The organism is Agromyces sp. NPDC058126 (genome assembly GCF_042884595.1).
GTDB lineage: Bacteria > Actinomycetota > Actinomycetes > Actinomycetales > Microbacteriaceae > Agromyces.
In genome coordinates, this window is record NZ_JBHVTS010000006.1 from 139,905 (window position 1) to 161,876 (window position 21,972).

The following is a 21,972-nucleotide window of genomic DNA, read 5'->3' on the forward strand; positions in this document are numbered from 1 at the left end:
CCATGCTCGATGTCCGCCGCCTGCGGCTGCTCGTCGAACTGAGCCAGCGCGGCACCCTCACCGCGGTCGCCGACGCCCTCTCGTACAGCCCCTCCTCGGTGTCGCAGCAGCTCAGCCTGCTCGAGCGCGAGGCGGGCGTGCCGCTGCTCGTGCAGGTCGGCCGGCGGGTGCAGCTCACCCCGCAGGCGCTCGTGCTCGTCGAGCATGCACGCGCGATCCTCGATCGGCTCGAGGAGGCCGAGTCCGAGGTGGCGCGCTCGCTCACCGCCGTCGGCGGCACCGTGCGCATCGCGGTCTTCCAGTCGGCGGCGCACGCCGTCGTGCCGCAGGCGCTCACCCTGCTGCGCGCCGAGCATCCCGCGCTGCGGGTCGAGATCACCGAGCGCGAGCCCGACGTCGGCCTCTTCGAGGTCGCGGCGCGCGACTTCGACCTCGTCGTCGCCGAGCAGTACCCCGGCCACACCCGCGCCCACCGTGCCGAGCTCGACCGCGTGCACCTCGCCGCAGACGCGATCCGTCTCGCGCTGCCGCCCCACCCTGCCGCGCGTTCGGCCGGCCTTTCGGCCGCCGCCAGACTCGAGACCGCCGCGAACATGGCGTGGGTGCTCGAACCCGAGGGCACGGCCTCGCGCGAGTGGGCCGAGCAGCTCTGCCGCGAGGCGGGCTTCGAACCCGATGTCCGGTTCGAGACGGCCGACCTCATGGCGCACATCCGCCTCATCCGCTCGGGCAACGCGGTGGGGCTGCTGCCCGACCTCGTGTGGGCGGGCGAGGCGCCGAGCGTCCGGCTCGTCGACCTGCCGGGGCATCCCGAGCGCGAGGTCTTCACCTCGACGCGGCACGCCGCGGCGGCCCGGCCTGCCGTCGTCGCCTGCCGCGACGCGCTCGCACGCGCCGCGCGGGCGACCGCGACCCCGGCACCTCCCGCACCGGCCGCCCGATCCGTGTCTCCCTGACCCCGTCCGGGGCATGGCGGACGGCGCTCGGGAGGACTACCCTGCGGGCATGACCACGATTCAGAGGGTCGTGCGTGGCGCCGGCGCCGCGGCGGGGGCTGCCGCGCTCCTGCTCCTCCTGGCCGGCTGCCTCGGCGAGTCCGGTTCGGTGCAGGGCGGCTCGATCGATCCGACCGGAACCTGGGGTGACGCGGACGACGCCGAGGCGCCGTCGCTCACGCTCGAGGACGACGGCAGCTTCAGCGGCACCGACGGCTGCAACCAGCTGACCGGCACGTGGACGGTCGACGAGTCCGACCACGTCCAGTTCGACGACTCGGCCTCGACGATGAAGGCGTGCGAGGGCGTCGACACCTGGCTGGCGGGGCTGAGCGAGGCCACGATCGCCGACGACACCATGACGGTGCTGGGCTCCGACGGCTACGAGATCGGCACGCTCCATTCGAGCTCCGGCGAGCAGCAGACCGGCGAGGACGAGTGAGCCACGAGGCGACGGGCCGCACATGAGCGACTCGGGGCCGGGCCGGCGAGCCATGCGCACGGCGTCCGCCGTCTCGCTCGCGGCCGCGATGCTCGTGCTGTTCGGCGCGTGCGCGAGCGCCGGCACCTCGAACACACCCCCGGCGAGCGTCCCCGCGACGGCACCGTCGCCGTTGCCGGTCTCAGCGAGCACGGTGGGCACCTGGGGCGACACGGACGACGCCACCGCCCCGTCGCTCTCCCTCGTCGCCGACGGCACCCTCGCCGGCACCGACGGGTGCAACCGCCTCACGGGCCGCTGGGAGGACGAGGGCGGCGGCCGCATCGAGTTCGACGACGTGGCCTCGACGCGCATGGCGTGCGAGGGCGTCGACACGTGGCTGTCGGCGCTCGACGAGGCCACGGTCGACGGCGACACGATGACCGTGCTCGGCGACGACGACGTGGTCATCGGCTCGCTCGAGCGCACGGGCTGAGCGTCCGCGCCGCAACCGCCGAGCGCCGCGGAGCGCAGCGCCGCGCCGCGCCGGCTCAGCCCTCGAGCATGACGGCGAGCCGAGCGGCCATCGCCTCGGGGTCCCAGCTGTGCCATGCGCCGGCCAGCTCCTCGCTGGCGCCGTGCGGGGCCGCCGCGGCGATCGCGTCGGCAGCCGCCGCCATGCCGGGGAAGGTCTCGGTGCCGACCACCGCGAGCACCGGCACGTCGAGCGAGGCGAGCGACGCCGCGGCGCCCTCCGATTCGACCGCGGCGAGCGCCCGGCCGTCGGGGATCCAGCTCAGCACGAGCTCGGGGTAGTCGGGCGACTGCCTGAGCTGCTCGAGCCATTCGGGCGGCATGTCGACCATGTAGGCGGCCACGGCCTGCTCGAGCTCGCCGGCGTCGAGGTGCCGCTCGACCCCGGCCCACCAGTCGGGCGCACCCGCGGTGAACAGGCCCAGCGGCGCCTCCCACAGCACGAGCCCGGCCAGCCGCTCGACACGCGCCGCGGCGAGCATCGCGATCGCACAACCGGAGGAGTGCCCGACGAGCACGACCGGCGCGGCCGCCGAATCGGCGAGCGCCGCGATGGCGTCGAGTTCGCGTTCGAGCGAGATCGGCCCGGCGGTCGCCGATTCGCCGCGGCCGACCCGGTCGTGCACGAGCGCCTGGAATCCGCGCTCGGCGAGCAGCCGGGCCGTCTCGGTCGTCACGGGGTCGTCGGCGCGCGTCGGCCCGGCCCCCGCGATGAACAGCGCCGCGGGCGCACCGGCAGCGCCGTGGCGGTCGAACACCACACGGTCGCCTGCGCCCGTCACCACCGACTCGACGGCGCTCATGCCTCGGCTCGTTCGAGTCGCACGTGCACCCGGTCGCCGGCGGCCTTGCCGATCGCCGTGCGGGTCGCGGCCTTCACCGGGCCGAGGTGCGCGCCGGTGCCCGAGGGCATGAGCGTGATCGCGACGGGATGCTCGTCGATCGTGCCGGTCACCCGCACGGGATTGCCGGTGCCGAAGTACGCCTTCGAGTCGGGCACTTCGAAGACGGTCCAGGAGGCCGCTTCTGGTGCGACCCGGAGTTCGGCGTCGAACTCGAGCGCTGGTCTGCGTGACATGGTCGCCCTCATTTCTAGACTGATGAGTCTCATTCCGAATATAGACTCATCAGTATGATGTTGCAAGGAGGTCTTCAGATGCGCCCGAGTTCACTGCAGAAGCGCGAGGCCGCCCTCCTCGCGGCCGAGCGGCAGTTCCTGTCGACGGGGTACGAGTCGGTGACGATGGACTCGATCGCGAAAGAGTGCGGCGTCGCCAAGCAGACGCTGTACAGCCACTTCGGCAGCAAGCGCGCGCTCTTCCTCGAGCTCGTCACATCGAAGACCGTCGCGGCGCGGCGCGCCGTGCCCTCGCCGCCCGAGTTCGAACCGGCCGACGATCCTCGGCCGACCCTTCGGGCCCTCCTCGTCGCACAGCTCACCGCCGTGATGGCGCCGAGCGTGCTGAGCCTTCGCCGACTCGTGATCGGCGAGCTCTCACGCTCGCCCGAACTGGCCTCCGCGCTCTACGAGCAGGGCCCGCGACGCGCGATCACGAAGCTCGCCGCGCTCATCGCCGAGCTCCGCGACGCCGGGTTGCTGCACGTCGACGACCCCGAGCGCGCCGCCACGCAGCTGAACTGGCTGGTCATGGGCGAGCCGGTCAACCGGGCGATGCTGCTCGGCGACGCGGCGATCCCGTCACCGCCCGAGATCGACGCCCAGGTCGACTCGGCCCTCGACGTCTTCTTCGCGGCGTTCGGCACGGACGGCGCCTGACGACTCAGGCCGGGGGCACCGAGGCGCCGGCCGCCGACGCGAACCGCTGCGCCTGCGCAGCGAGGAACCCGCGCAGCTCGGGCGAACCCTCGATGCGATAAGCGACCCCTGCGGGCAGCCACATGAGCGCCATGCCGAGGGCCTCGACCGACTCGGCCTCGATCGGCCAGGCGCAGTGCGACGCGTCGACCGCCTCGACCTCGCGGCCGTACCAGCCGAGGTGCTCGACGAGCTCGGCGTGCGCGAGCTCGACGACGATGCGGGCGCGGATGCTGCGGCGCCGATGCCGCACGGCGCGTTCGACCCGCTCGCGTGCGGCCTCCTCGCTCATCTCCTGCGGCTCGAAGCGCACCCGCGTCGAGAACACCTCGCTGATGCGGTCGAGCCGGAAGGTGCGCCAGTCGACTCGCTCGCGGTCCCACGCGAGCAGGTACCAGCGGCGCGCCACGGGCACGAGCCGGTACGGCTCGACGATGCGCGCCGAGGCCGCGCCCGTGGCATCCGTGTATCTGAATCGGAGCCGTTCGCTGTCGCGGCAGGCGAGCGCGAGGATGCCGAGGAGTTCGGTGTCGACCTCGGGCGTGGGCCGGCCGGAACGGTTCCAGGCGCCGCCGGCGCCGACCGCGGTGTGGGACTGCAGCGCCTCGATGCGGCGGCGCAGCGCGGGCGGCAGCACCTGCTCGATCTTCGCGAGCGCCGAGAGGGTCGTGTGCTCGGCGCCGCGGAGCCCCGCAGTCGCCTGCGAGCGGAGCCCGAGCGCGATCGCGACCCCCTCGTCGTCGCTGAGCAGGAGCGGCGGCAGGCCCGTACCGGCCTCGAGCCGGTAGCCGCCGGCGCTGCCGCGCAACGACTCGATGCCGTAGCCGAGTTCGCGCAGTCGTTCGACGTCGCGGCGCAGGGTGCGGTCGCTCACGTCGAGCCGGTCGGTGAGTTCGCGCGCCGACCAATGCCGGTGGCTCTGCAGCAGCGAGAGCAGTTCGAGGGTTCTCGAGGTGGTTGCGGCCATGTTCCGATTCTCTCGCGAATGCGGACAGAAAGTGACCGGATGGCTCGAGAAGCTGGGGTCATGACGAACCAGATGATCACCGCACAGGGCCTCACGAAGACGTTCCGCTCGAACGGGCAGACCGTCGAGGCCGTCCGTTCACTCGACCTCGCCGTCGGCGAGGGCGAACTCGTCGCCTTCCTCGGCCCGAACGGCGCCGGCAAGTCGACGACCCTCCGCATGCTCACGACCCTGCTGCCCGCGACGAGCGGCGATGCCGTCGTGGCCGGATGCGACGTCCGCCGCGACCCGGCGGGCGTGCGCCGTCGCATCGGCTACGTCGGCCAGGGCAGCTCGGGCGGCCACACCCAGCGCGTGCGCGACGAGCTGCACGCCCAGGGCGCGTTCTACGGGCTCGGCCGCCGCGAGACGCGCGCCCGGGCCGCCGAGCTCATCGAGTCGCTCGAGCTCGGGCAGGTCGCGAACCGCACGGTGCAGTCGCTCTCGGGCGGGCAGAAGCGCCGGCTCGACATCGCCCTCGGGCTGATCCACCGGCCCGAGCTGCTCTTCCTCGACGAGCCGTCGACGGGCCTCGACCCGCACAGCCGGGCGAACCTCTGGCAGCACATCGTCGAGCTGCGCCGGGCGACCGGCACGACCATCTTCCTCACGACGCACTACCTCGATGAGGCCGACCGCCTCGCCGAGCGCGTCATGGTGATGGACCACGGCTCGGTCATCGCCGACGACACCGCCTGGGCGCTCAAGGAGTCGCTCGCCGGCGACCGGGTCACGCTCACCTTCGAGAACGCGGCGGACGCCTCGGCCGCTGCCGCCCGCCTCGGGGGCGAGCTCGACGGGGCCGATGCCCGCGTCGTCTCGATCACGGCACCCGGCGGCGACCGGGCGCTCCCCCGGTACATCCGCGAACTCTCGAATGCCGGGATCGACGTGGCCGCGGCCACCCACCGGCAGCCGACCCTCGACGACGTCTTCCTCGCGCTGACCGGGCGCAGCCTCCGTGACGAGGCCGCGCACGCCGAGCCGACCGCCGAGTCGGCCGAGTCCGTCGCCGCCTGACCTCATCCCTCTGAAAGGACCACTCCGATGACCACCACCGCACCCACCACCACCGGCACCCGCCCGACGGGCTTCGTCCGCGACACCGCCGCCGTGTTCGTCCGCGAGTCGAAGCCGCTCGTGCGCGACCCGTTCAGCGTGATGTTCTCGCTCGTCCAACCGCTCGTGTTCCTCGGCCTCTTCGGGCCGCTGCTCATCGGCGCGGCCGGCGGCGACGTCGCCGGCACCCTGCAGTGGTTCGTGCCCGGCATCCTCGTGATGGTGGCGCTGTTCGGCACCGCTTCGACCGGCGCGAACCTGCTCTTCGAGATGCAGACCGGCTCGCACGAACGCACCCTCGTCGCCCCGCTCTCCCGCAGCGCGCTGCTCGTCGGCCGCGCCCTCAAGGAGGTCGTGCCGCTCGTCATCCAGGGCACGATCGTCGTCGTCGTCGCGGTGCCCTTCGGCTTCGCGGTGGATGTCCCGGGGCTCGTCCTCGGCCTCGTGATCCTGGCCGTCTTCGGCATCGGCTTCGGCGCGCTGAGCTACACGCTCGCGCTCTCGTGCCGCAACCGCGACTGGATGTTCTGGATGGTGCACCAGACGCTGCTGTTCCCGCTCATGATCCTGTCGGGCATGCTGCTGCCGCTCGACGACGGCCCCGGCTGGATGAAGGTCGCCGCCGCGGTGAACCCGCTGAGCTACCTCGTCGGCGCCGAGCGGGCACTCCTCGCGGGCGACTTCGGCGACCCGGCCGTGATCGGCGGCGCGATCGCCGCGATCGTGACCTGCGCGATCGGCGTGTTCGTCGGGGTGCGCGCGATGCGCCGCGCGAACTGAGCCGGCCGACGAGCGGGGCGCGGGTGCACCCGCGCCCCGCTCGTCATTGCCCAGAGCGGCAAGGTGCCGATACCTTATTTCGGATACTGTATCCAGAACCGAGGAGAAGGCCGATGACGTTCGAATCCGCACCCCGTTCCGGGCTCACCCGCCGCAGCATGCTGACCGGCGCGGCCGCCATCGGCGCCGGCGGCGTCGGCCTCGGCGCCTCCCCGGCGTCAGCGGCACCGCTGACCGCCCGCGGGTACCGCACGCGCATCGTGCTGGCGGGCACCGCCGGCGGCCCGCCCCCGCAGGACGGGCGTCTGGGCATCTGCACCGTCGTGCTGGTCGAGGACCGCGCCTACCTCGTCGATCTCGGGCCGGGCGCCGTGACGGCGTACGCGCGAGCGGGCCTCACGATGGAGCAGGTCCAGTCGGTGTTCGTCACGCATCTGCACTCCGACCACCTGGCCGAGGTCTACAACCTCTTCTGGCTGAACTACGGCGCACCCGGCGCCCGCGGCAACATCTCGCGATCGGTCGGCATCTACGGCCCCGGCCCGGCCGGGACCGTACCGCAGGCGCCCGGAGCCCCAGTCCAGCAGCCCGACGCGCCGACCCCCGGCCTCACGGACTTCCTCCGCGCCTCCGTCGCCGCCACCGCCTACGACCTCAACACCCGCATGGCCGAGAGCCGCAAGCCCGACATCTGGAACGTGCTGGCCCCGCACGACATCGAGCTTCCCGACATCGGCGCGACGGCGGCGAACCGGGTCCCCGACATGGAGCCGTTCGAGGTCATGGACGACGGCTTCGTGCGAGTCACCGCGATCCTCGTCGATCACCCGCCCGTCTTCCCCTCCTTCGCGTACCGCTTCGACACCTCGGACGGCTCGGTCGTCGTCAGCGGCGACACCGCCCCGTCCGACAACCTGGTCCGCCTCGCACGCGGCGCCGACCTCCTCGTGCACGAGGTCTACGACCACGCCTACTTCACGGCCATCAACCCGCGGCTCGCCGAGACCTTCTCACGCACGCACACCGCCTCCGACCGCGTGGGCGAACTGGCGTCGGCCGCGGGCGTCCGAACACTGGCGCTGAGCCACCTCGTTCCCGCGGGCGTCCGAGACGTACCCGACCACGTGTGGAAGCGCCACGCGCGGAAGGGCTTCGACGGCACCGTCGTCGTGGGCCGCGACGGCGACGCGATCGGGATCGGGCGCCGCTCGCGGTGACCCGGACGGCTCGGCGGCGCTGCCGCCACCGCCTACGCTCGATGCATGTCACTCCCCCAGCCCGAGGCCGAGACCTCCGCGCACGACGTCGTGATCCTCGGCGGCGGCCACAACGGCCTCACCGCCGCCGCCTACCTCGCCCGGGCCGGGCTCGACGTACTCCTCCTCGAGCGCGACGACCACCTGGGCGGGGCGGCGGTCTCGGCCGAGGCCTTCGACGGCGTCGACGCCCGGCTCAGCCGGTACTCCTACCTCGTGAGCCTGCTGCCGCAGCGCATCATCGACGATCTCGGCCTCGACATCGAGCTCGTGCGGCGGCGCTTCTCGTCGTACACCCCCGATCCGGCGAACCCCGAGCGGGGGCTCCTCGTCGACAACGAGGCCGACGCCGCGGCCGCCGCCGGCGCCTTCGACCGCGTGGGCGCGGCGGCCGATGCGTCGGCCTGGGAGGCGTTCTACACCGAGACCGCGTTGCTCGCCGAGCGGCTCTTCCCGAGCCTCACCGAGCCGCTGCCGACGCGGGCCGAGGCCCGCGCCCTCCTCGGCGACGACGCCGCGTGGAACGCCTTCGTCGAGCGCCCGCTCGGCGAGACGATCGACGAGCGCTTCACGAACGACCTCGTGCGCGGCGTCGTCGCGACCGACGGGCTCATCGGCACGTTCACCACGCTCGACGACCCGGCGCTCGACGCGAACCGCTGCTTCCTGTACCACGTCATCGGCGGCGGCACCGGCGACTGGGACGTGCCGGTCGGCGGCATGGGCGCCGTGAGCGGCGAGCTCGCCCGCTCGGCGCGCGAGGCCGGCGCGGCGCTCGTCACGGGCGCCGAGGTGCTGGGCGTCGACCCGGCCGGCCGGGTGCGATACCGGCTCGCGGGCGGGGAGCGCCTCGCCACCGCGGCCACCCTGCTCGCGAACGTCGCGCCCGCCGTGCTCGAGCGCCTCGTCGAAGCGGGCGCGCCGGACGCACCCGCCGAGGCGAGCGGCAGCATCGCCCCGCGCGACCAGGCACCCTTCTCCGACGACGGTCCGATCGCGGTGCCTCCCGTGGTGCGCGAGCGGCTGCGCGCGCTGCACGCCCCTGAGGGCGCGCAGGTCAAGGTGAACCTGCTGCTCACCCGACTCCCCCGCCTGCGCGATGCCGAGGTCGCCCCCGAGCAGGCGTTCGCGGGCACGTTCCACATCAACGAGCTCGCCACGCAGCTCGATGCGGCGTACGCGACGGCTGCTCGCGGAGGCATCCCCTCGCCGCTGCCCTGCGAGATCTACTGCCACACCCTGAGCGACCCGTCGATCCTCTCCCCAGAGCTCGCCGCCTCGGGCGCGCACACCCTCACCGTGTTCGGGCTGCACGTGCCGCACCGCCTGCTCGAGCGGTACGGCAACGACGAACTGCGGGCCCTGCTGCAGCAGGCCGTGCTCGACTCGCTCGATTCGGTGCTCGCCGAGCCCATCGCCTCGGTCATCATGACGGATGCCGCGGGCAGCCCCTGCGTCGAGACGAAGACGACGCTCGACCTCGAGGCGGCGCTGCGCATGCCGGGCGGCAACATCTTCCACGGGCCGCTGTCGTGGCCGTGGGCCGAGCCCGGCGTGCCGCTCACGACGCCGGCCGAGCGCTGGGGCGTGGCCACCCGGCATCCGGCCGTGCTCCTGTGCGGCTCGGGCGCGGTACGCGGCGGCGCCGTCAGCGGCATCGGCGGGCACAACGCCGCGATGGCCGTGCTCGAGCAGTTCGCCGGCTGAGCCGCCTCGCGGCGACGACCATACCGTCGGGTACGGTGGCTCCATGGCGACGACACGGGAACGCTGGCTCGACGAGGGCCTGACGGTGCTCGCCACCGAGGGGGCACCGGCGCTGCGAATCGATCGCCTGGCCGCGCGACTCGGCGTGACGAAGGGCTCGTTCCACCACCACTTCGACGGGGCCGACGCGTTCAAGCAGGCGCTGCTCGCGTACTACGAGCAGCGCACGATCGCGGCGATCGACGAGGGGATCGCCGCGCGGGGCGAGAGCGGAACCCGCGGCACCCTCGAGTGGCTCAGCGAACTCGCGCTCACGGTCGGGCCGTCGATCCGCCCGACCGAGCTCGACGCCGCCGTGCGGGCGTGGGCCCACACCGACGTCGACGCCCGGGCGACGCAGGCGCGCATCGACGCGCGGGTCATCGGTGCGCTGCAGGCGGTGTGGCGGCCGGCGACCTCGTCGGATGCGGCCGCGCGCACCGCGGCGCTCGTGCCCTACCTGGTCTCGGTGGGCGCCGCGGCGACGGTCCCGCCGATCGGCGCCGACGAGCTTCGCGCCGTCTACGAACTGCTGCTCGAGATCGCCCCGGTCGCGGGCGAGCCGAGCGCCGACGGCGACCGCGACTGAGGCGCTCAGAGCACGAAGCAGAACAGCCCGGTCGCGACGCAGACCACCAGCATCCCCGTCGCGTTGACGAAGAGGTTGCGCCCGAAGTCGCGCGCCCGCACGTGCATGCCGATCGCAACGACGAAGTAGGCGATGAGCGCGGCGCAGGTGAGGGCACCGAGGTACGGGATCCAGATGCCGGCGACGAGCCCCGCAGCGGCGGCGAACTTGATCGGCGGCATGACCCACCACCACCGCCGCGGAAAGCCCACGTCGTCGAAGCACTTCGCGATGAACGCGACGGGCTTGAGGCACAGCAGTGCGTCACCGAAGCAGATGACGGCGAGGAGCACGACGGGCCAGACGGGGTCGGGGAACGCGGCATCCATGTTCCGTACCATACCGTATGGTACGGAATGATGCCATGGGCGATCGCAGCGAGTACCCCGCCGGGCCTAGAAGACGAAGACCTGCCCGAGGATCATGATCGCGATGACGAAGAGCGCGATCACGGCACCGACGACCACGAGCGACTTCACCGACAGCTTCGCGACGCCGAAGCCCACGAGGAAGGGCAGCGCGACGAGGAAGATCGTCACCAGCCACCAGAAGGCCTGGTAGCCGCCGGCCGTGGCATCCGAGAGGCGGCCCGCGAACAGCTGCTGCGAGTGGGGGTGCGTCGCGAACGCGAACGCCGCAGACAGCGGCACCGCGATGAGCGCGAACACGATCAGTCCGGCGAGGGCGCCCCACAGCCCCGACTTGCCCTCGGTGATGTCCATTGCTTCTTCGTGCGCCACGCGCTGCGACCCCTTCGAGCTCATGGCTCCGACTCTAGTGGTTCGAGGGCGCGGCTCTAGTGATTCCCACCCGCCCGGATTAGCCTGAAAGTCACGACGAGTGGGGGCGATGATGACCGCGAAACCGACCGGACACTACGTGCTGAAGGCCGACGGCCTGTACCTGCAGTTCGACCGCCTCTTCCACGCCCCCATCGAGGACGTGTGGTTCAGCCTCACCAATCCCAACGCGATGAAGGGCTGGATCGGCACCTACACGGGCAGTCCGTCGACGGGCGGCGTCCGCTTCCAGATGAGCGAAGAGGGCGCCGAGTGGATGAACGTGTCCATCCTCGAGTGCCGGGCGCCGCACAGCTTCACGGCCGACTCGGGCTCGGGTCCGACCGGCGTGCGGGTGTTCTGCCACCTCGTCGAGGGCGGCGGCATGACCACCCTGACCCTGGGCCAGCGCATGAAGGACGCGACCGAGGCCGCGAGCATCGGCCCCGGCTGGGACTTCTACCTCGATCGGCTCACCGCCTCGCGCTCGGGTGCGGAGCTGCCCGTCTGGGAGACGTACTACCCCCAGTTCGCGCCTCACTACCGCGAGCTCACGGTGCCGACTGCAGCCCAGCCCTAGACTGGCGCGGTGAACACGGCAGACAGACTTCGTCGGCGCAGCACCCAGGCGGCTGAGGAGCGCAACGGGCTCTTCGTGAACCACCCCTTTCGCTGGGGCTTCATCGTCACGCTCGGCGTGCTGCTCGCGCTCGCGCTCGCGGTCGCGGTCGTCAACCTCTCGAGCGTCGTGCTGTCGGTGTTCATCGCGGCCTTCGTCGCCCTTGGGCTCGACCCCCTGATCCGCTGGTTCCAGCGTCGCGGCATGCGCCGGGGCGTCGCGATCGTCACCGTCATCCTGCTCTTCGTCGGCTTCCTCGTCGGCATCGTCTGGCTCATCGTGCCGCCGGTCATCGGGCAGGCCGTCTCGTTCGCGAAGGCACTCCCCGCCGAGCTCAAGGACCTCTACTCCTCAGGCTGGTTCGACCGCGTCAACGAGGCGACGAACGGCATGCTCGAGTCCGCGGTCGCCTGGGTCAGCGGCATCCTCGCCGACCCCGACTTCTGGGCGGCGGTCGGCGGCGGCGCGCTGCAGTTCAGCGCCGCGGTGCTCGACGGCATCTCGACGGGCGTGTTCGTCGTGGTGCTCTCGATCTACTTCATCGCGACCCTCGACGCGACCAAGCGCGCCTGCTACACCCTCGTCGCGGCGAGCCACCGCCCCCAGGTCGAGAGCTATGCGGAGCGCATCATGCAGTCGGTCGGCCGCTACCTCAGCGGCATGGTCGTGCTCGCCTTCATGAACTCGGTGTTCTCGACCCTCCTGCTCATCGCGGTCGGGGTGCCGTACGCCCTGTTCATCGGTGCGATGGCGTTCTTCATCACGCTGATCCCCCTCATCGGTACGGTCATCACGACCGTGATCATGACGGTGATCGCCCTGCTCGTCTCCCCCGTCGCCGGCATCGTCGTGCTCATCGCGATGCTCGTCTACATGCAGGTCGAGGCGTACATCTTCACGCCGAAGGTCATGGGCAAGGCGGTGCAGGTGCCCGGCACGATCGTGCTCATCTCGGCGCTCGCGGGCGGCACCCTGCTCGGCCTCCTCGGCGCGCTCGTCGCGATCCCGATCTCGGCGGGCATCCTGCTCATCATCCGCGAGGTGGTCGTGCCGAAGCAGGCGCGCGTCTGAGCGAGCGCCCGATTCAGCTCCAGATCGACGGCGCCGCCCCGCGCATCGGCGGCAGCGCGACGTCCGCACCCCAGCGCTCGATCCACTCGGGGATGCCGTGGAGGGCCTCGACGCCGAACGCCTCGACGAGCTCGGACATCGGCACGGTGCCGCCCGACTTCCGCAGGAACCGCGCCCGGATGTACCCGGTCGCGTAGATCTCGGGCGTGCCCGTGGCATCGGGGCGCACGAAGCGCTGCTCCATGTACACGGCCTTGTCGTCGTGGCCGATGATCCGCGACTCGATCGTGAAGCGGTTCCACGGGTTGAGCGACTTGCGGAACGTGATCGTCTCGCTCGCGACGACCGGGTACCAGCCGCGGTCCCGCATGAGCTGCCAGACGCCGTTGCGCACGAGCATCTCGAACCGCGCGACATCCATGATCGAGAAGTAGACCCCGTTGTTCATGTGGTTGATGATGTCGAGGTCGGTCGGCAGCGTGATGAAGTTCGTGCGGGCGACGTCGCCGTGGCCGAGCCGCGAACGGAACCGGGCGAGCACGAAATGCAGCATCGTGCGGAAGAACATGTGCATGATCAACGACTGTATGACGAGATCGCGGTGGGTTTCGATAATCCGTCGATCCCGACAACGAGGGGCCGGATGCCTCGCGCCGAAGTTGTGCCGAACCGAACGGGCGGCGAGCCTCCGCCGTAGACTCCGTGGCATGTCGACCTCAGCAGCCGCGACGACCCATGATCGCCTCCACCGGCTCGCCGACGCCGCACGCGTCGCCGGCATCGATGCAGTGCTGGTCGCACCGGGGCCGGACCTCGCCTACCTCGTCGGGCACTCGGTGCCCTCGCACGAGCGCCTCACCCTGCTGGCCGTGCCCGCGGCCGAACCGGGCGACGCGGTGATGGTCCTGCCGGCGTTGGAGCGCGGCGGCTGGGAGGGCAGCACGGCCGAGATCGCGGGCATCCGCTTCGTGACCTGGCTCGACGGCGAGGACCCGTACGCGGCCCTCCTCGGAGAGCTCGGCGGCGCCGAGCCCGGCACCGCGGCCGTCGACGATCACCTGCCCTTCCTGCACGCCTTCCGGCTGCAGGCGTCCCGACCCGCACTGCGGCTGCAGCCCGCCGGCGAGCTCATCGCCGAGCTGCGCATGCGCAAGGAGCCGTTCGAGATCGACGAGCTCGCCTCGGTCGGCGCGGCGATCGATCGCGTGCACCGCCGCATCGGCGAATGGCTCCGGGCCGGCCGCACTGAGAACGAGGTCGCCGCCGACATCGCGGCCGCGCTCGTCGAGGAGGGGCACCGCACGGCGGACTTCGTCATCGTCGCCTCGGGACCGAACGGCGCCTCGCCGCACCACGAGGCCTCCGACCGTGTCATCCTCGCCGGCGACCCGGTCGTGGTCGACATCGGCGGCCCCAACCCGGCGGGCTACAACTCCGACAGCACCCGCACGTACCTCGTCGCCGGCGGTGAGCCCGACCCCGAGCTCGCGCGGGTGCACGAGCTCGTGCGCACCGCGCAGCGCGCGGCCGTCGACGCCGTGCGGCCCGGAGCGACCGCCGAGTCGATCGACCGCGCCGCCCGCGAGGTGATCGAGCGGGCCGGCTACGGCGAGTACTTCATCACGCGCACCGGCCACGGCATCGGCCTCGAGGTGCACGAGCACCCGTACATCGTCGCCGGCAACACCCGGCCGCTCGAGCCCGGCATGGCGTTCTCGATCGAGCCGGGGGTCTACCTGCCCGGGCGGTTCGGCGTGCGCATCGAGGACATCGTCGTGGTCGGCGACAACGGCGCCAAGCTCATGAACACCTCGCCGACCGAGCTCGTCGTCGTCTAGCCCTTCGCCGGCACGTGCCGCTCATCGACGCCGTCGTACACCGACAGCGGGCGGATGAGCGCGTTCGACGCCGCCTGCTCCATGATGTGCGCCGTCCACCCGGTGACCCGCGAGGCGACGAACAGCGGCGTGAAGGTGAGCGTGTCGAAACCCATCAGGTGGTAGGTCGGGCCCGCCGGGTAATCGAGGTTCGGCTTGATGTTCTTGCGCTCGCCCATCGCCTGCTCGAGGGCGACGTAAAGCTCGAGCAGGTCGGGGCGATCGTAGAACTCGACCATGCGCTCCATGGCGTCGCGCATCGTCGGCACCCGTGAGTCGCCGTTCTTGTAGACGCGGTGCCCGAAGCCCATGATCTTGCGCTTGGAGGCGAGCGCGTCGTCGAGCCAGGCGACGGCGCGCTCGGCGCCGCCCTCGCCGGCGCCGATCTCGTCGAAGGTGTGCATGACGGCCTCGTTGGCGCCGCCGTGCAGCGGGCCCTTGAGCGCGCCGATCGCCCCCGTCACCGCCGAGTACAGGTCGGAGAGCGTCGAGGTGATGACGCGAGCCGTGAACGTCGAGGCGTTGAACGAGTGCTCGGCGTACAGGATCATCGACACGTCGAAGGCGTTGACGACGGGCAGCTCGGGCACCTCGCCGAAGGTCTGCCAGAGGAAGTTGGCCGAGTAGCCGAGGTCGTCGCGGGGCTCGACGAACTCGAGCTCGTGGCGACGGCGCTGGTCGTAGGCGACGATCGACGGCAGCTTCGCGAAGAGCCGGATCGCCTTGTCGAGACTGGCGTCGCGCGAGTCGTCGGGAGTCGTCGCGTCGCTCGCGCCGATCACGCTGACCGCCGTGCGCACGACGTCCATCGGATGTGCGGTGAGGGGCAGCTCGTCGATGATGCGCTTCACCTCGTGGTCGAGCCCGCGCAGCGACCGCTCGCGATCCTCGAACACGCCGAGCTCCTCGTCGGTCGGCAGCTCGCCGTACCAGAGCAGGTAGGCGACCTCCTCGAAGGTGCACGAGGCGGCGAGCTCCTGCACGGGGTACCCGCGGTAGAGCAGCGAGTTCGTCTCGGGGTTGACCTTCGAGACGGCGGTGTAGTCGACCGGCACCCCGGCCAGCCCCTTGTAGATGGTGGGCGGGGTGATCTCCTGCTCGGCCATGGATGCTCCCTTGCGTTGGCGTTCTGCGATCGGCGTCAGCGTGCGACGGTGAAGTTGAAGATCGAGGTGTCGAAGTGGTTGTAGCCCTCGTAGTCGATCAACTCGTAGAGCTCCGAGCGGTGCTGCATCTCGTCGAGCCGGGCGGTGAGCGAGCCGGATGCCTCGAGCTCGTCGAGCCCCCGCATCGCCGATCCCATCGCGAGCCGCAGCAGCGACACCGGCCAGATGACGATGTTCATGCCGACGTCGGCCAGCTGCTGCACCGTGAACAGCTCGCTCTTGCCGAACTCGGTCATGTTCGCCAGCAGGGGCACGTCGACGGCGGCGCGGATCGCGGCGAACTCCTCGAGCGAGCGCATCGCCTCGGGGAAGATCGCGTCGGCACCCGCGTCGACGAGGGCCTTCGCCCGGTCGACCGCGGCCTGCAGCCCGTCGACCGCCGCGATGTCGGTGCGGGCCATGACGAGGAAGTTCTCGTCGCGGCGCGCGTCGACCGCGGCGCGGATGCGGCGCAGCGCCGTCTCGTCGTCGACGACCTGCTTGCCGTCGAGGTGGCCGCAACGCTTCGGGTTGATCTGGTCCTCGATGTGGAGGCCGGCGAGTCCCGCGTCCTCCATCTCCTGCACCGTGCGGGCGACGTTCATCGGCTCACCGAAGCCGGTGTCGGCGTCGATGATCGCCGGCAGCTCGGTCATCCGGGCGATCTGCTTGCCGCGGCCCGCGACCTCGGTGAGCGTCGTGAGGCCGATGTCGGGCAGGCCGAGGTCGGCGCTCAGCACCGCGCCCGAGATGTAGACGCCCTCGAAGCCGCGTTCGCCGATGAGCTTCGCCGAGAGCGGGTTGAACGCGCCCGGGAACCGCATGATCTCGCCCGTGGCGAGCCGCTCCCGGAACAGGCGGCGCTTCTCGTGGGCCGGGGTGGACGAGTACAGCATCAGAACAGCCCCTCGGGGATCTCCACGCCGGTGAGTGCGCCCGGCGCGACGGTGAAGGTGAGTCCGCCGAGCTCGTCGGGCGAGAGATCGGGCAGGCGCTGCGCGAGGTCGAGGAAGCGCTCGATCTCCTCGGGCGCGACCGCCCACTCGGCGAGGGTGCGGAACTTGTGCACGTACTGCTCGCGGGCGAACGGCCGGGCGCCGAGCGGGTGCGCGTCGGCCACGGCGATCTCGTCGACGATCTCGCCGCCGTCGGCGAGCTTGATGACGACGCGGCCGCCGAACGCCTTCTCGGCGATGTCGAGCGAGTGGTAGCGACGCGTCCACTCGGCGTCCTCGACGGTCGAGACCTTCTTCCACAGCTCGATCGTGTCTGGGCGGTGGGCGCGCTCGGGCGAGTAGGAGGTCTCGTGGTCCCACGCGCCGTCCTGCAGGGCGACCGTGAAGATGTACGGGATCGAGTGGTCGAGCGTCTCGCGCGAGGCGTCGGGGTCGTACTTCTGCGGGTCGTTCGCGCCCGACCCGATCACGTAGTGCGTGTGGTGCGAGGTGTGCAGGGTGATCGACTCGATGTGCGCGGCGTCGAGGATGAGCGGGTACTCGTCGTGGAGCTTGCGGGCGAGGTCGATCCAGGCCTGCGCCTGGTACTCGGCCGAGTGCTCCTTCGTGTACGAGTCGAGGATGGCCCGCTTCGCCTCGCCCTGGTCGGGCAGCGGCACGTCGTACGAGGCATCCGGGCCGTCGAGCAGCCAGGCGATCACGCCGTCCTCGCCCTCGTAGATGGGGACGGGGCTCGTCTCGCCGCGCATCGCGCGGTCGACGGCCTCGATCGCCATCTTGCCGGCGAAGGCGGGGGCGTGCGCCTTCCACGTCGAGATCTCGCCCTTGCGCGACTGGCGGGTCGCCGTAGTCGTGTGCAGCGCCTGGCCGATGGCCTGGAAGATCGTCTCCTGGTCGAGGCCGAGCAGGGTGCCGATGCCCGCGGCCGCCGAGGGGCCGAGGTGGGCGACGTGGTCGATCTTGTGCTTGTGCAGCGAGATCGCCTTCACGAGGTCGATCTGGATCTCGTAGCCCGTCGCGAGGCCGCGCACCACGTCGCGCCCGGTCAGGCCGCGGTTCTGCGCGAGGTGCTGGGCGACCGCGACGATCGGGGGGATGTTGTCGCCGGGGTGCGAGTACTCGGCGGCGAGGAAGGTGTCGTGGTAGTCGAGCTCGCGCACGGCGACCCCATTGGCCCAGGCCGCCCACTCGGGGCTCGTGCGACGGGCCGCGTCGGCGCCGAACACGGTCGCGCCGTCGCCGCCGATCGAGACGGGATGCGAGAGGGCCTGGCTGCGCGCCGAGACGACGGGACGGCGGGCCACTGCGGCCGCCGCGACCGCGGCGTTGTCGATGACGCGGTTCACCACCATGTCGACGACGTCGTCGTCGAGCTCGACCGGATCGGTCGCGACGCCCGCGAGCTTCCAGGCGAGTTGGCCCTCGCGGGCGAGGTTCTCGTCGCTGCGGTGGGTGCGCACGTGGTGGAGATGCATGGGGCGGACCTTTCTGAAGTGTTCCATCGGTCAGGCTACGCGGTGGCCGTCGGGGTGACGAGCCTCGATCGAGGCGAGCGCGTGGCGGAGGCTCAGGTGCAGGTGCACATGGGTGGCATGGGCGGCGAGGGCGGCGTCGCCGGCGACGATGGCGTCGACGATGAGCAGGTGCTCGGATGCCGCGGCGCGGAGCCGCTCGGGATGGTGGCGCGCGAGCCGCCGCACGCGCGCCGAGTGGAGGCGCACGCTGCGGAGCGCCGCACCGAGCATCGGGTTCGCCGCGGCCGACTCGATCTCGTCGTCGAGGGCGTCGACGGCGTCGTAGTAGGCGCGGAGCCCCGCCTCGCCGGTGTCGAGCAGTTCGGGGGCGTCGGCGATCCGCTCGCGGAGCGCGGTGAAGCGCTCGGGGTCGCGCCGGGCCGCCGCGAGGCGGGCCGCCTGGCCCTCGAGCGCCTCGCGCAGCTCGTAGAGCGAGACGATGCTCGCGGCGTCGATCGCCGAGACCTGCAGCACGCGCGCCGAGGCGGCGGTGGCGAGGCCGTCGGCCTCGAGCCGGGCGAGCGCTTCGCGCACCGGGGTCCGGGAGACGCCGAGCCGGTTCGCCTGCTCGACCTCGGCGAGCGCGGCGCCGGGCTCGAGGGCGCCGTCGAGGATCTCCTCGCGCAGTGCGCGGTAGGCGCGTTCGCTCGCTCGCATCGACCCTCCCCGCATTTATGTATACACTCCGCCGAGGTTCGACGCAATCGAAGGCATATTTGTGACTCGGTGTATACATTTCCGAAGAGTGCGTGCACATGGATCGCGAAGCACCACCGCGGCTGAGGATCTCCCGTGACCGGCCGCTCCCCCCGCTCGACGTGGGACGATGGAAGGGATGAGCATCAGCGATCTCGACACCATCGGGCAGCGCACGGTCAGCGACCTCCGCCGCGACTTCCCCGCCTTCGCCGACGGCGCCGCCTACGGCGCCCGGCCCGACGGCGGCGCGCCGGTCGCGTACCTCGACTCGGCCGCGACCGCCCAGCGCCCCGGCCGCGTGCTCGACGCCGAACGCGACTACCTCGAGCAGCACCTCGCCCCCGTGCACCGCGGCGCGAGCGCCGCCGTCGGCCGGTCGACGACCCTCTTCGAGGACGCCCGCGCCACGGTCGCGCGATTCGTCGGCGCCGGCGAGCGCGAGATCGTCTGGGCCGAGAACGCCACCGACGCGCTCAACATCGTGGCGCTCGGCATGGCCGACGCCTCGGCCGGACTCGGCGGGCGCGAGGCATCCCGGTTCGCCCTCGAGGCCGGCGACGAGATCGTCGTGACCGAGGCCGAGCACCACGCGAACCTCATCCCGTGGCAGCGCCTCGCCGCGCGCACCGGGGCGCGCCTGCGCGCCGTGCGCGTCGACGAGCGCGGGCTCTGGTCGGTCGATGCGCTCGCCGCCGAGCTCTCGGAGCGCACGCGCGTCGTCGCGATCGCCGAGGTGTCGAACGTGACCGGGTACCTCGCGCCCGTCGCCGACGTCGTCGCGGTCGTGCGCGAACGCTCGCCCCGTGCGCTCGTCGTGCTCGACGCCTGCCAGTCGGTGCCGCACCTGCCGAGCGACCTCGGCGCGCTCGGCGTCGACTTCGCCGCGTTCTCGGGGCACAAGATGCTGGGCCCGAACGGCATCGGCGTGCTCTACGGCCGGGCCGAGCTGCTCGACGCGCTGCCGCCCGCCCGCACCGGCGGATCGACCATCACGCGCGTGATGATCGACTCGGCCGAGTTCCTGCCGGCGCCGCACCGCTTCGAAGCCGGCACCCAGCCGGTCTCGCAGGTCGTCGCCCTCGCCGAGGCGGTGCGCTACCTCGAGTCGATCGGCATGGCCGCGGTTTCCGCGCACGAGCGATCGCTCGCCGAACGCGTCGCCCTACAGCTCGCCGAGGTGCCGGGCGTGCGCCTCATCGGGCCGCCGCCGGGCTCGCCGCGCGCCGGCCTCGTCTCGGTCGCCGTCGACGGGGTGCACGCGCACGACGTGGGCCAGTTCCTCGACGACGCGGGCGTCATCGTGCGCGTCGGCCACCACTGCGCGCAGCCGCTGCACCGCGCGCTCGGCATCACCGCGACCACCCGCGCGAGTGCGCACGTCTACACGACGGCCGACGAGATGGACCGCTTCGTCGCGACCCTCGGCGAGGTGCGGAGCTTCTTCGGCGTCTCGGGAGCCGACCAGGCCGCGGCGGTGATCGCGTGAGCGGGCTCGAGGGTCTGTACCAGCAGATCATCCTCGACCAGGCGAAGCGACGGAACGGCGACGGCCCGCTCGACGGCGCCGACGCCGAGCATCACGAGTTCAACCCGACCTGCGGCGACGAGATCACCGTGCGGGTGAAGCTCGGCGACGACGGCACGCGCCTCGCCGAGCTCGCGTGGCAGGGCGACGGCTGCAGCATCTCGATGGCCTCGGCCTCGACCCTCGCCGAACTGGCCACGGGTCGCCCGCTCGACGAGGTGCGGGGGCTCATCGAGGGGTTCCGCACGATGCTGCGCTCGCAGGGCGCCGGCGAACCCGACGAGGAGCTGCTCGGCGACGCGATCGCCTTCCACGGCGTCTCGAAGTACGTCATGCGCGTGAAGTGCGCCATGCTCTCGTGGGTCGCGCTCGAGGCGGCGCTCGCGAAGGCGGCGCCGGCCGCCGAGTAGCGAGCGCCGCCGGCTAGTCGAAGACCGGGCCGAAGCGCGCCTCGTCGAGCACGCGCGCGGCGAGGCCCGGCGGCACGTCGGCGAGCTCGGGCGGGTTCCAGCGGGGCGAGCGATCCTTGTCGATCACCTGGGCTCGGATGCCCTCGCGCAGGTCGTGCTGCTCGATGAACCAGGTCACCGCCCGGAACTCCTGCTCGAGCGCGGCCTCGAGGTTCGGAAGCGTGCGCGCCCGGCGCACCGACTCGAGCGTCACCGCGAGCGCGGTCGGCGAGAGCGTCTCGAGTTCGTCGGCGGCCGCGGCGGCGTACGCCCTCGCCCCCGGGTCGAGGGGATGGCTCGGGAAGGCGCTCGCCGAGGCATCCTGCCCGCCCTCGGCGAAGGCGCGCAGTCGCGCGATGATCTCGGCGACCGTCGGCGCCGAGTAACAGGCGTCGACCCAGTCGCGCGCGAGCGCGAGCGCCGAGGGGCCCGGGGTCTCGTCGAAGAGCATGACGATCTCGGCGGGGCTGCCGGGGTCGGCGCGCTCGGCGAGTGCCTGCAGCACGTGCGGGATGCGCTCGGAGGGCACGAAGGCGTCGGCGAAGCCGGCGTGCATGGCGTCGGCCGCGTCCATCGTGCGCGAGTTGAGGGCGAGGTGCACGCCGAGCTCGCCGGGCGCCTTCGCGAGCAGCCACGACCCGCCCACGTCGGGGGTGAAGCCGATGCGGGTCTCGGGCATCGCGATGCGCGAGCGCTCCGTCACGATGCGCACCGAGGCGTGCCCGGCGAGTCCGATGCCGCCGCCCATGGTGATGCCGTCCATGATCGCGACGACGGGCTTCGGGTAGCGGGCGATCGCCGCGTCGAGCCGGTACTCGGCGCGGAAGAACTCGCGGGCCTCGGCATGGTCGTCGTTGGTCGCGTACCGGTGCAGCTCGCGCACGTCGCCGCCTGCGCAGAAGCCCCGTTCGCCGGCGCCGTCGAGCACGACGAGCGCGACCTCCGAGTCGTGACGCCAGGCCTCGAACACCTCGGCGAGGGCGCGGATCATGTCGTACGAGAGCGCGTTGAGCGCCTGCGGTCGATCGAGCGTGACGTGGCCGACACCGTCGGCGACGCTCGCGGAGATGTGGTCGCTCACGCCTGCCACCGTATCG

The 21,972-nt window shown here is 72.0% G+C and carries 25 protein-coding genes; 14 read left to right on the forward strand and 11 right to left on the reverse strand.

Annotated features, from left to right (window positions below; all coding sequences use genetic code 11):
* The first annotated feature begins 2 nt into the window (after positions 1–2).
* Genes ACFVTR_RS17415 through ACFVTR_RS17425 form a run of 3 tightly spaced genes read left to right on the forward strand, consistent with a single transcriptional unit; the run spans position 3 to position 1,912 of the window.
* Positions 3–956 (forward strand): LysR family transcriptional regulator, encoded by a 954-nt coding sequence (locus ACFVTR_RS17415; protein WP_387039355.1) that lies wholly within the window; start codon positions 3–5, stop codon positions 954–956.
* A gap of 49 nt (positions 957–1,005) precedes the next feature.
* Positions 1,006–1,437 (forward strand): META domain-containing protein, encoded by a 432-nt coding sequence (locus ACFVTR_RS17420; protein WP_387039357.1) that lies wholly within the window; start codon positions 1,006–1,008, stop codon positions 1,435–1,437.
* Between the two features lie 22 nt (positions 1,438–1,459).
* The gene (locus ACFVTR_RS17425; protein ID WP_387039359.1) at positions 1,460–1,912 is read left to right on the forward strand and encodes an META domain-containing protein; all 453 of its coding nucleotides are present in this window, start codon (positions 1,460–1,462) and stop codon (positions 1,910–1,912) included.
* A gap of 55 nt (positions 1,913–1,967) precedes the next feature.
* On the opposite strand, the gene ACFVTR_RS17430 is transcribed toward ACFVTR_RS17425, so the two are convergent.
* Both ACFVTR_RS17430 and ACFVTR_RS17435 read right to left on the reverse strand, forming a co-directional pair.
* Complete coding sequence (locus ACFVTR_RS17430) at positions 1,968–2,753, reverse strand: alpha/beta fold hydrolase (protein ID WP_387039360.1); 786 nt, start codon at positions 2,751–2,753, stop codon at positions 1,968–1,970.
* Entirely contained in the window at positions 2,750–3,028 is a 279-nt protein-coding gene (locus tag ACFVTR_RS17435) for a DUF1905 domain-containing protein (RefSeq protein ID WP_387039361.1), read from the reverse strand. Before ACFVTR_RS17435 ends, ACFVTR_RS17430 begins: the two co-directional genes overlap by 4 nt.
* A 78-nt stretch (positions 3,029–3,106) precedes the next feature.
* Between ACFVTR_RS17435 and ACFVTR_RS17440 the strand changes: the two genes are divergently transcribed.
* The gene (locus ACFVTR_RS17440; RefSeq protein ID WP_387039362.1) at positions 3,107–3,727 is read left to right on the forward strand and encodes a TetR/AcrR family transcriptional regulator; all 621 of its coding nucleotides are present in this window, start codon (positions 3,107–3,109) and stop codon (positions 3,725–3,727) included.
* Between the two features lie 4 nt (positions 3,728–3,731).
* On the opposite strand, the gene ACFVTR_RS17445 is transcribed toward ACFVTR_RS17440, so the two are convergent.
* Positions 3,732–4,733: a helix-turn-helix transcriptional regulator gene (locus tag ACFVTR_RS17445; RefSeq protein ID WP_387039363.1), complete on the reverse strand. Its 1,002-nt coding sequence runs from the start codon at positions 4,731–4,733 to the stop codon at positions 3,732–3,734.
* A gap of 60 nt (positions 4,734–4,793) precedes the next feature.
* Between ACFVTR_RS17445 and ACFVTR_RS17450 the strand changes: the two genes are divergently transcribed.
* The 5 genes from ACFVTR_RS17450 (at position 4,794) to ACFVTR_RS17470 (ending at position 10,202) form a co-directional block, all read left to right on the forward strand.
* A complete protein-coding gene (locus tag ACFVTR_RS17450; RefSeq protein WP_387039365.1) occupies positions 4,794–5,792 on the forward strand; it encodes an ATP-binding cassette domain-containing protein in 999 nt (332 codons plus the stop codon).
* Between the two features lie 27 nt (positions 5,793–5,819).
* A complete protein-coding gene (locus tag ACFVTR_RS17455) occupies positions 5,820–6,611 on the forward strand; it encodes an ABC transporter permease (protein ID WP_387039366.1) in 792 nt (263 codons plus the stop codon).
* Positions 6,612–6,724: 113 nt separating this feature from the next.
* Positions 6,725–7,828 carry an MBL fold metallo-hydrolase gene (locus ACFVTR_RS17460; RefSeq protein WP_387039368.1) on the forward strand — a complete coding sequence of 368 codons (1,104 nt, stop codon included), beginning with the start codon at positions 6,725–6,727 and terminating at the stop codon, positions 7,826–7,828.
* 45 nt (positions 7,829–7,873) lie between these two features.
* Positions 7,874–9,574, forward strand: a complete 1,701-nt coding sequence (locus ACFVTR_RS17465; RefSeq protein WP_387039370.1) for a phytoene desaturase family protein — start codon at positions 7,874–7,876, stop codon at positions 9,572–9,574.
* Positions 9,575–9,617: 43 nt separating this feature from the next.
* Entirely contained in the window at positions 9,618–10,202 is a 585-nt protein-coding gene (locus ACFVTR_RS17470; protein ID WP_387039371.1) for a TetR/AcrR family transcriptional regulator, read from the forward strand.
* Positions 10,203–10,207: 5 nt separating this feature from the next.
* Here ACFVTR_RS17470 and ACFVTR_RS17475 read toward each other — a convergent pair whose 3' ends face one another.
* Positions 10,208–10,570, reverse strand: coding sequence for a DoxX family protein (locus ACFVTR_RS17475; protein WP_387039373.1), 363 nt, complete (start codon positions 10,568–10,570; stop codon positions 10,208–10,210).
* A 66-nt stretch (positions 10,571–10,636) separates the two neighbouring features.
* Positions 10,637–11,005, reverse strand: a complete 369-nt coding sequence (locus ACFVTR_RS17480; protein WP_387039375.1) for a hypothetical protein — start codon at positions 11,003–11,005, stop codon at positions 10,637–10,639.
* Between the two features lie 88 nt (positions 11,006–11,093).
* Between ACFVTR_RS17480 and ACFVTR_RS17485 the strand changes: the two genes are divergently transcribed.
* Positions 11,094–11,600, forward strand: a complete 507-nt coding sequence (locus ACFVTR_RS17485) for an SRPBCC family protein (RefSeq protein WP_387039376.1) — start codon at positions 11,094–11,096, stop codon at positions 11,598–11,600.
* A 9-nt stretch (positions 11,601–11,609) separates the two neighbouring features.
* The gene (locus tag ACFVTR_RS17490) at positions 11,610–12,710 is read left to right on the forward strand and encodes an AI-2E family transporter (protein ID WP_387039377.1); all 1,101 of its coding nucleotides are present in this window, start codon (positions 11,610–11,612) and stop codon (positions 12,708–12,710) included.
* 13 nt (positions 12,711–12,723) lie between these two features.
* Here the strand turns inward: ACFVTR_RS17490 and ACFVTR_RS17495 are convergent, their stop codons facing one another.
* Complete coding sequence (locus ACFVTR_RS17495; protein ID WP_387039378.1) at positions 12,724–13,284, reverse strand: thioesterase family protein; 561 nt, start codon at positions 13,282–13,284, stop codon at positions 12,724–12,726.
* Positions 13,285–13,417: 133 nt separating this feature from the next.
* Between ACFVTR_RS17495 and ACFVTR_RS17500 the strand changes: the two genes are divergently transcribed.
* Entirely contained in the window at positions 13,418–14,548 is a 1,131-nt protein-coding gene (locus tag ACFVTR_RS17500) for a M24 family metallopeptidase (protein WP_387039379.1), read from the forward strand.
* On the opposite strand, the gene ACFVTR_RS17505 is transcribed toward ACFVTR_RS17500, so the two are convergent.
* From ACFVTR_RS17505 to ACFVTR_RS17520, 4 genes are read right to left on the reverse strand one after another with little or no spacing between them, the layout of a single operon-like run.
* A complete protein-coding gene (locus tag ACFVTR_RS17505) occupies positions 14,545–15,693 on the reverse strand; it encodes a bifunctional 2-methylcitrate synthase/citrate synthase (protein ID WP_387039381.1) in 1,149 nt (382 codons plus the stop codon). The genes ACFVTR_RS17500 and ACFVTR_RS17505 overlap by 4 nt on opposite strands.
* Before the next feature lie 35 nt (positions 15,694–15,728).
* A complete protein-coding gene (prpB, locus tag ACFVTR_RS17510) occupies positions 15,729–16,628 on the reverse strand; it encodes a methylisocitrate lyase (protein WP_387039383.1) in 900 nt (299 codons plus the stop codon).
* Entirely contained in the window at positions 16,628–18,163 is a 1,536-nt protein-coding gene (locus ACFVTR_RS17515) for an MmgE/PrpD family protein (RefSeq protein ID WP_387039510.1), read from the reverse strand. Before ACFVTR_RS17515 ends, prpB begins: the two co-directional genes overlap by 1 nt.
* A gap of 30 nt (positions 18,164–18,193) precedes the next feature.
* Positions 18,194–18,859 carry a GntR family transcriptional regulator gene (locus ACFVTR_RS17520; RefSeq protein WP_387039385.1) on the reverse strand — a complete coding sequence of 222 codons (666 nt, stop codon included), beginning with the start codon at positions 18,857–18,859 and terminating at the stop codon, positions 18,194–18,196.
* Between the two features lie 178 nt (positions 18,860–19,037).
* On the opposite strand from ACFVTR_RS17520, the gene ACFVTR_RS17525 reads away from it, so the two are divergent.
* Entirely contained in the window at positions 19,038–20,387 is a 1,350-nt protein-coding gene (locus ACFVTR_RS17525; RefSeq protein ID WP_387039387.1) for an aminotransferase class V-fold PLP-dependent enzyme, read from the forward strand.
* The gene (sufU, locus tag ACFVTR_RS17530) at positions 20,384–20,836 is read left to right on the forward strand and encodes a Fe-S cluster assembly sulfur transfer protein SufU (protein ID WP_387039389.1); all 453 of its coding nucleotides are present in this window, start codon (positions 20,384–20,386) and stop codon (positions 20,834–20,836) included. Before ACFVTR_RS17525 ends, sufU begins: the two co-directional genes overlap by 4 nt.
* A gap of 13 nt (positions 20,837–20,849) precedes the next feature.
* Here sufU and ACFVTR_RS17535 read toward each other — a convergent pair whose 3' ends face one another.
* The gene (locus tag ACFVTR_RS17535; protein ID WP_387039391.1) at positions 20,850–21,956 is read right to left on the reverse strand and encodes an enoyl-CoA hydratase/isomerase family protein; all 1,107 of its coding nucleotides are present in this window, start codon (positions 21,954–21,956) and stop codon (positions 20,850–20,852) included.
* Positions 21,957–21,972: the final 16 nt, after the last annotated feature.

Bases quoted from the DNA above. Each gene is read 5' to 3' on its own strand.
- ACFVTR_RS17465 (WP_387039370.1), top strand. From the start codon at position 7,874: ATGTCACTCCCCCAGCCCGAGGCCGAGACCTCCGCGCACGACGTCGTG.
- ACFVTR_RS17430 (WP_387039360.1), bottom strand. From the start codon at position 2,753: ATGAGCGCCGTCGAGTCGGTGGTGACGGGCGCAGGCGACCGTGTGGTG.
- ACFVTR_RS17475 (WP_387039373.1), bottom strand. From the start codon at position 10,570: ATGGATGCCGCGTTCCCCGACCCCGTCTGGCCCGTCGTGCTCCTCGCC.
- ACFVTR_RS17440 (WP_387039362.1), top strand. From the start codon at position 3,107: ATGCGCCCGAGTTCACTGCAGAAGCGCGAGGCCGCCCTCCTCGCGGCC.
- ACFVTR_RS17520 (WP_387039385.1), bottom strand. From the start codon at position 18,859: ATGCGAGCGAGCGAACGCGCCTACCGCGCACTGCGCGAGGAGATCCTC.
- ACFVTR_RS17425 (WP_387039359.1), top strand. From the start codon at position 1,460: ATGAGCGACTCGGGGCCGGGCCGGCGAGCCATGCGCACGGCGTCCGCC.
- ACFVTR_RS17480 (WP_387039375.1), bottom strand. From the start codon at position 11,005: ATGAGCTCGAAGGGGTCGCAGCGCGTGGCGCACGAAGAAGCAATGGAC.
- ACFVTR_RS17505 (WP_387039381.1), bottom strand. From the start codon at position 15,693: ATGGCCGAGCAGGAGATCACCCCGCCCACCATCTACAAGGGGCTGGCC.
- ACFVTR_RS17470 (WP_387039371.1), top strand. From the start codon at position 9,618: ATGGCGACGACACGGGAACGCTGGCTCGACGAGGGCCTGACGGTGCTC.
- ACFVTR_RS17420 (WP_387039357.1), top strand. From the start codon at position 1,006: ATGACCACGATTCAGAGGGTCGTGCGTGGCGCCGGCGCCGCGGCGGGG.
- ACFVTR_RS17485 (WP_387039376.1), top strand. From the start codon at position 11,094: ATGACCGCGAAACCGACCGGACACTACGTGCTGAAGGCCGACGGCCTG.
- ACFVTR_RS17450 (WP_387039365.1), top strand. From the start codon at position 4,794: ATGACGAACCAGATGATCACCGCACAGGGCCTCACGAAGACGTTCCGC.
- ACFVTR_RS17460 (WP_387039368.1), top strand. From the start codon at position 6,725: ATGACGTTCGAATCCGCACCCCGTTCCGGGCTCACCCGCCGCAGCATG.
- ACFVTR_RS17500 (WP_387039379.1), top strand. From the start codon at position 13,418: ATGTCGACCTCAGCAGCCGCGACGACCCATGATCGCCTCCACCGGCTC.
- ACFVTR_RS17455 (WP_387039366.1), top strand. From the start codon at position 5,820: ATGACCACCACCGCACCCACCACCACCGGCACCCGCCCGACGGGCTTC.
- ACFVTR_RS17415 (WP_387039355.1), top strand. From the start codon at position 3: ATGCTCGATGTCCGCCGCCTGCGGCTGCTCGTCGAACTGAGCCAGCGC.
- prpB (WP_387039383.1), bottom strand. From the start codon at position 16,628: ATGCTGTACTCGTCCACCCCGGCCCACGAGAAGCGCCGCCTGTTCCGG.
- ACFVTR_RS17495 (WP_387039378.1), bottom strand. From the start codon at position 13,284: ATGCACATGTTCTTCCGCACGATGCTGCATTTCGTGCTCGCCCGGTTC.
- ACFVTR_RS17435 (WP_387039361.1), bottom strand. From the start codon at position 3,028: ATGTCACGCAGACCAGCGCTCGAGTTCGACGCCGAACTCCGGGTCGCA.
- ACFVTR_RS17525 (WP_387039387.1), top strand. From the start codon at position 19,038: ATGAGCATCAGCGATCTCGACACCATCGGGCAGCGCACGGTCAGCGAC.
- ACFVTR_RS17515 (WP_387039510.1), bottom strand. From the start codon at position 18,163: ATGCATCTCCACCACGTGCGCACCCACCGCAGCGACGAGAACCTCGCC.
- ACFVTR_RS17445 (WP_387039363.1), bottom strand. From the start codon at position 4,733: ATGGCCGCAACCACCTCGAGAACCCTCGAACTGCTCTCGCTGCTGCAG.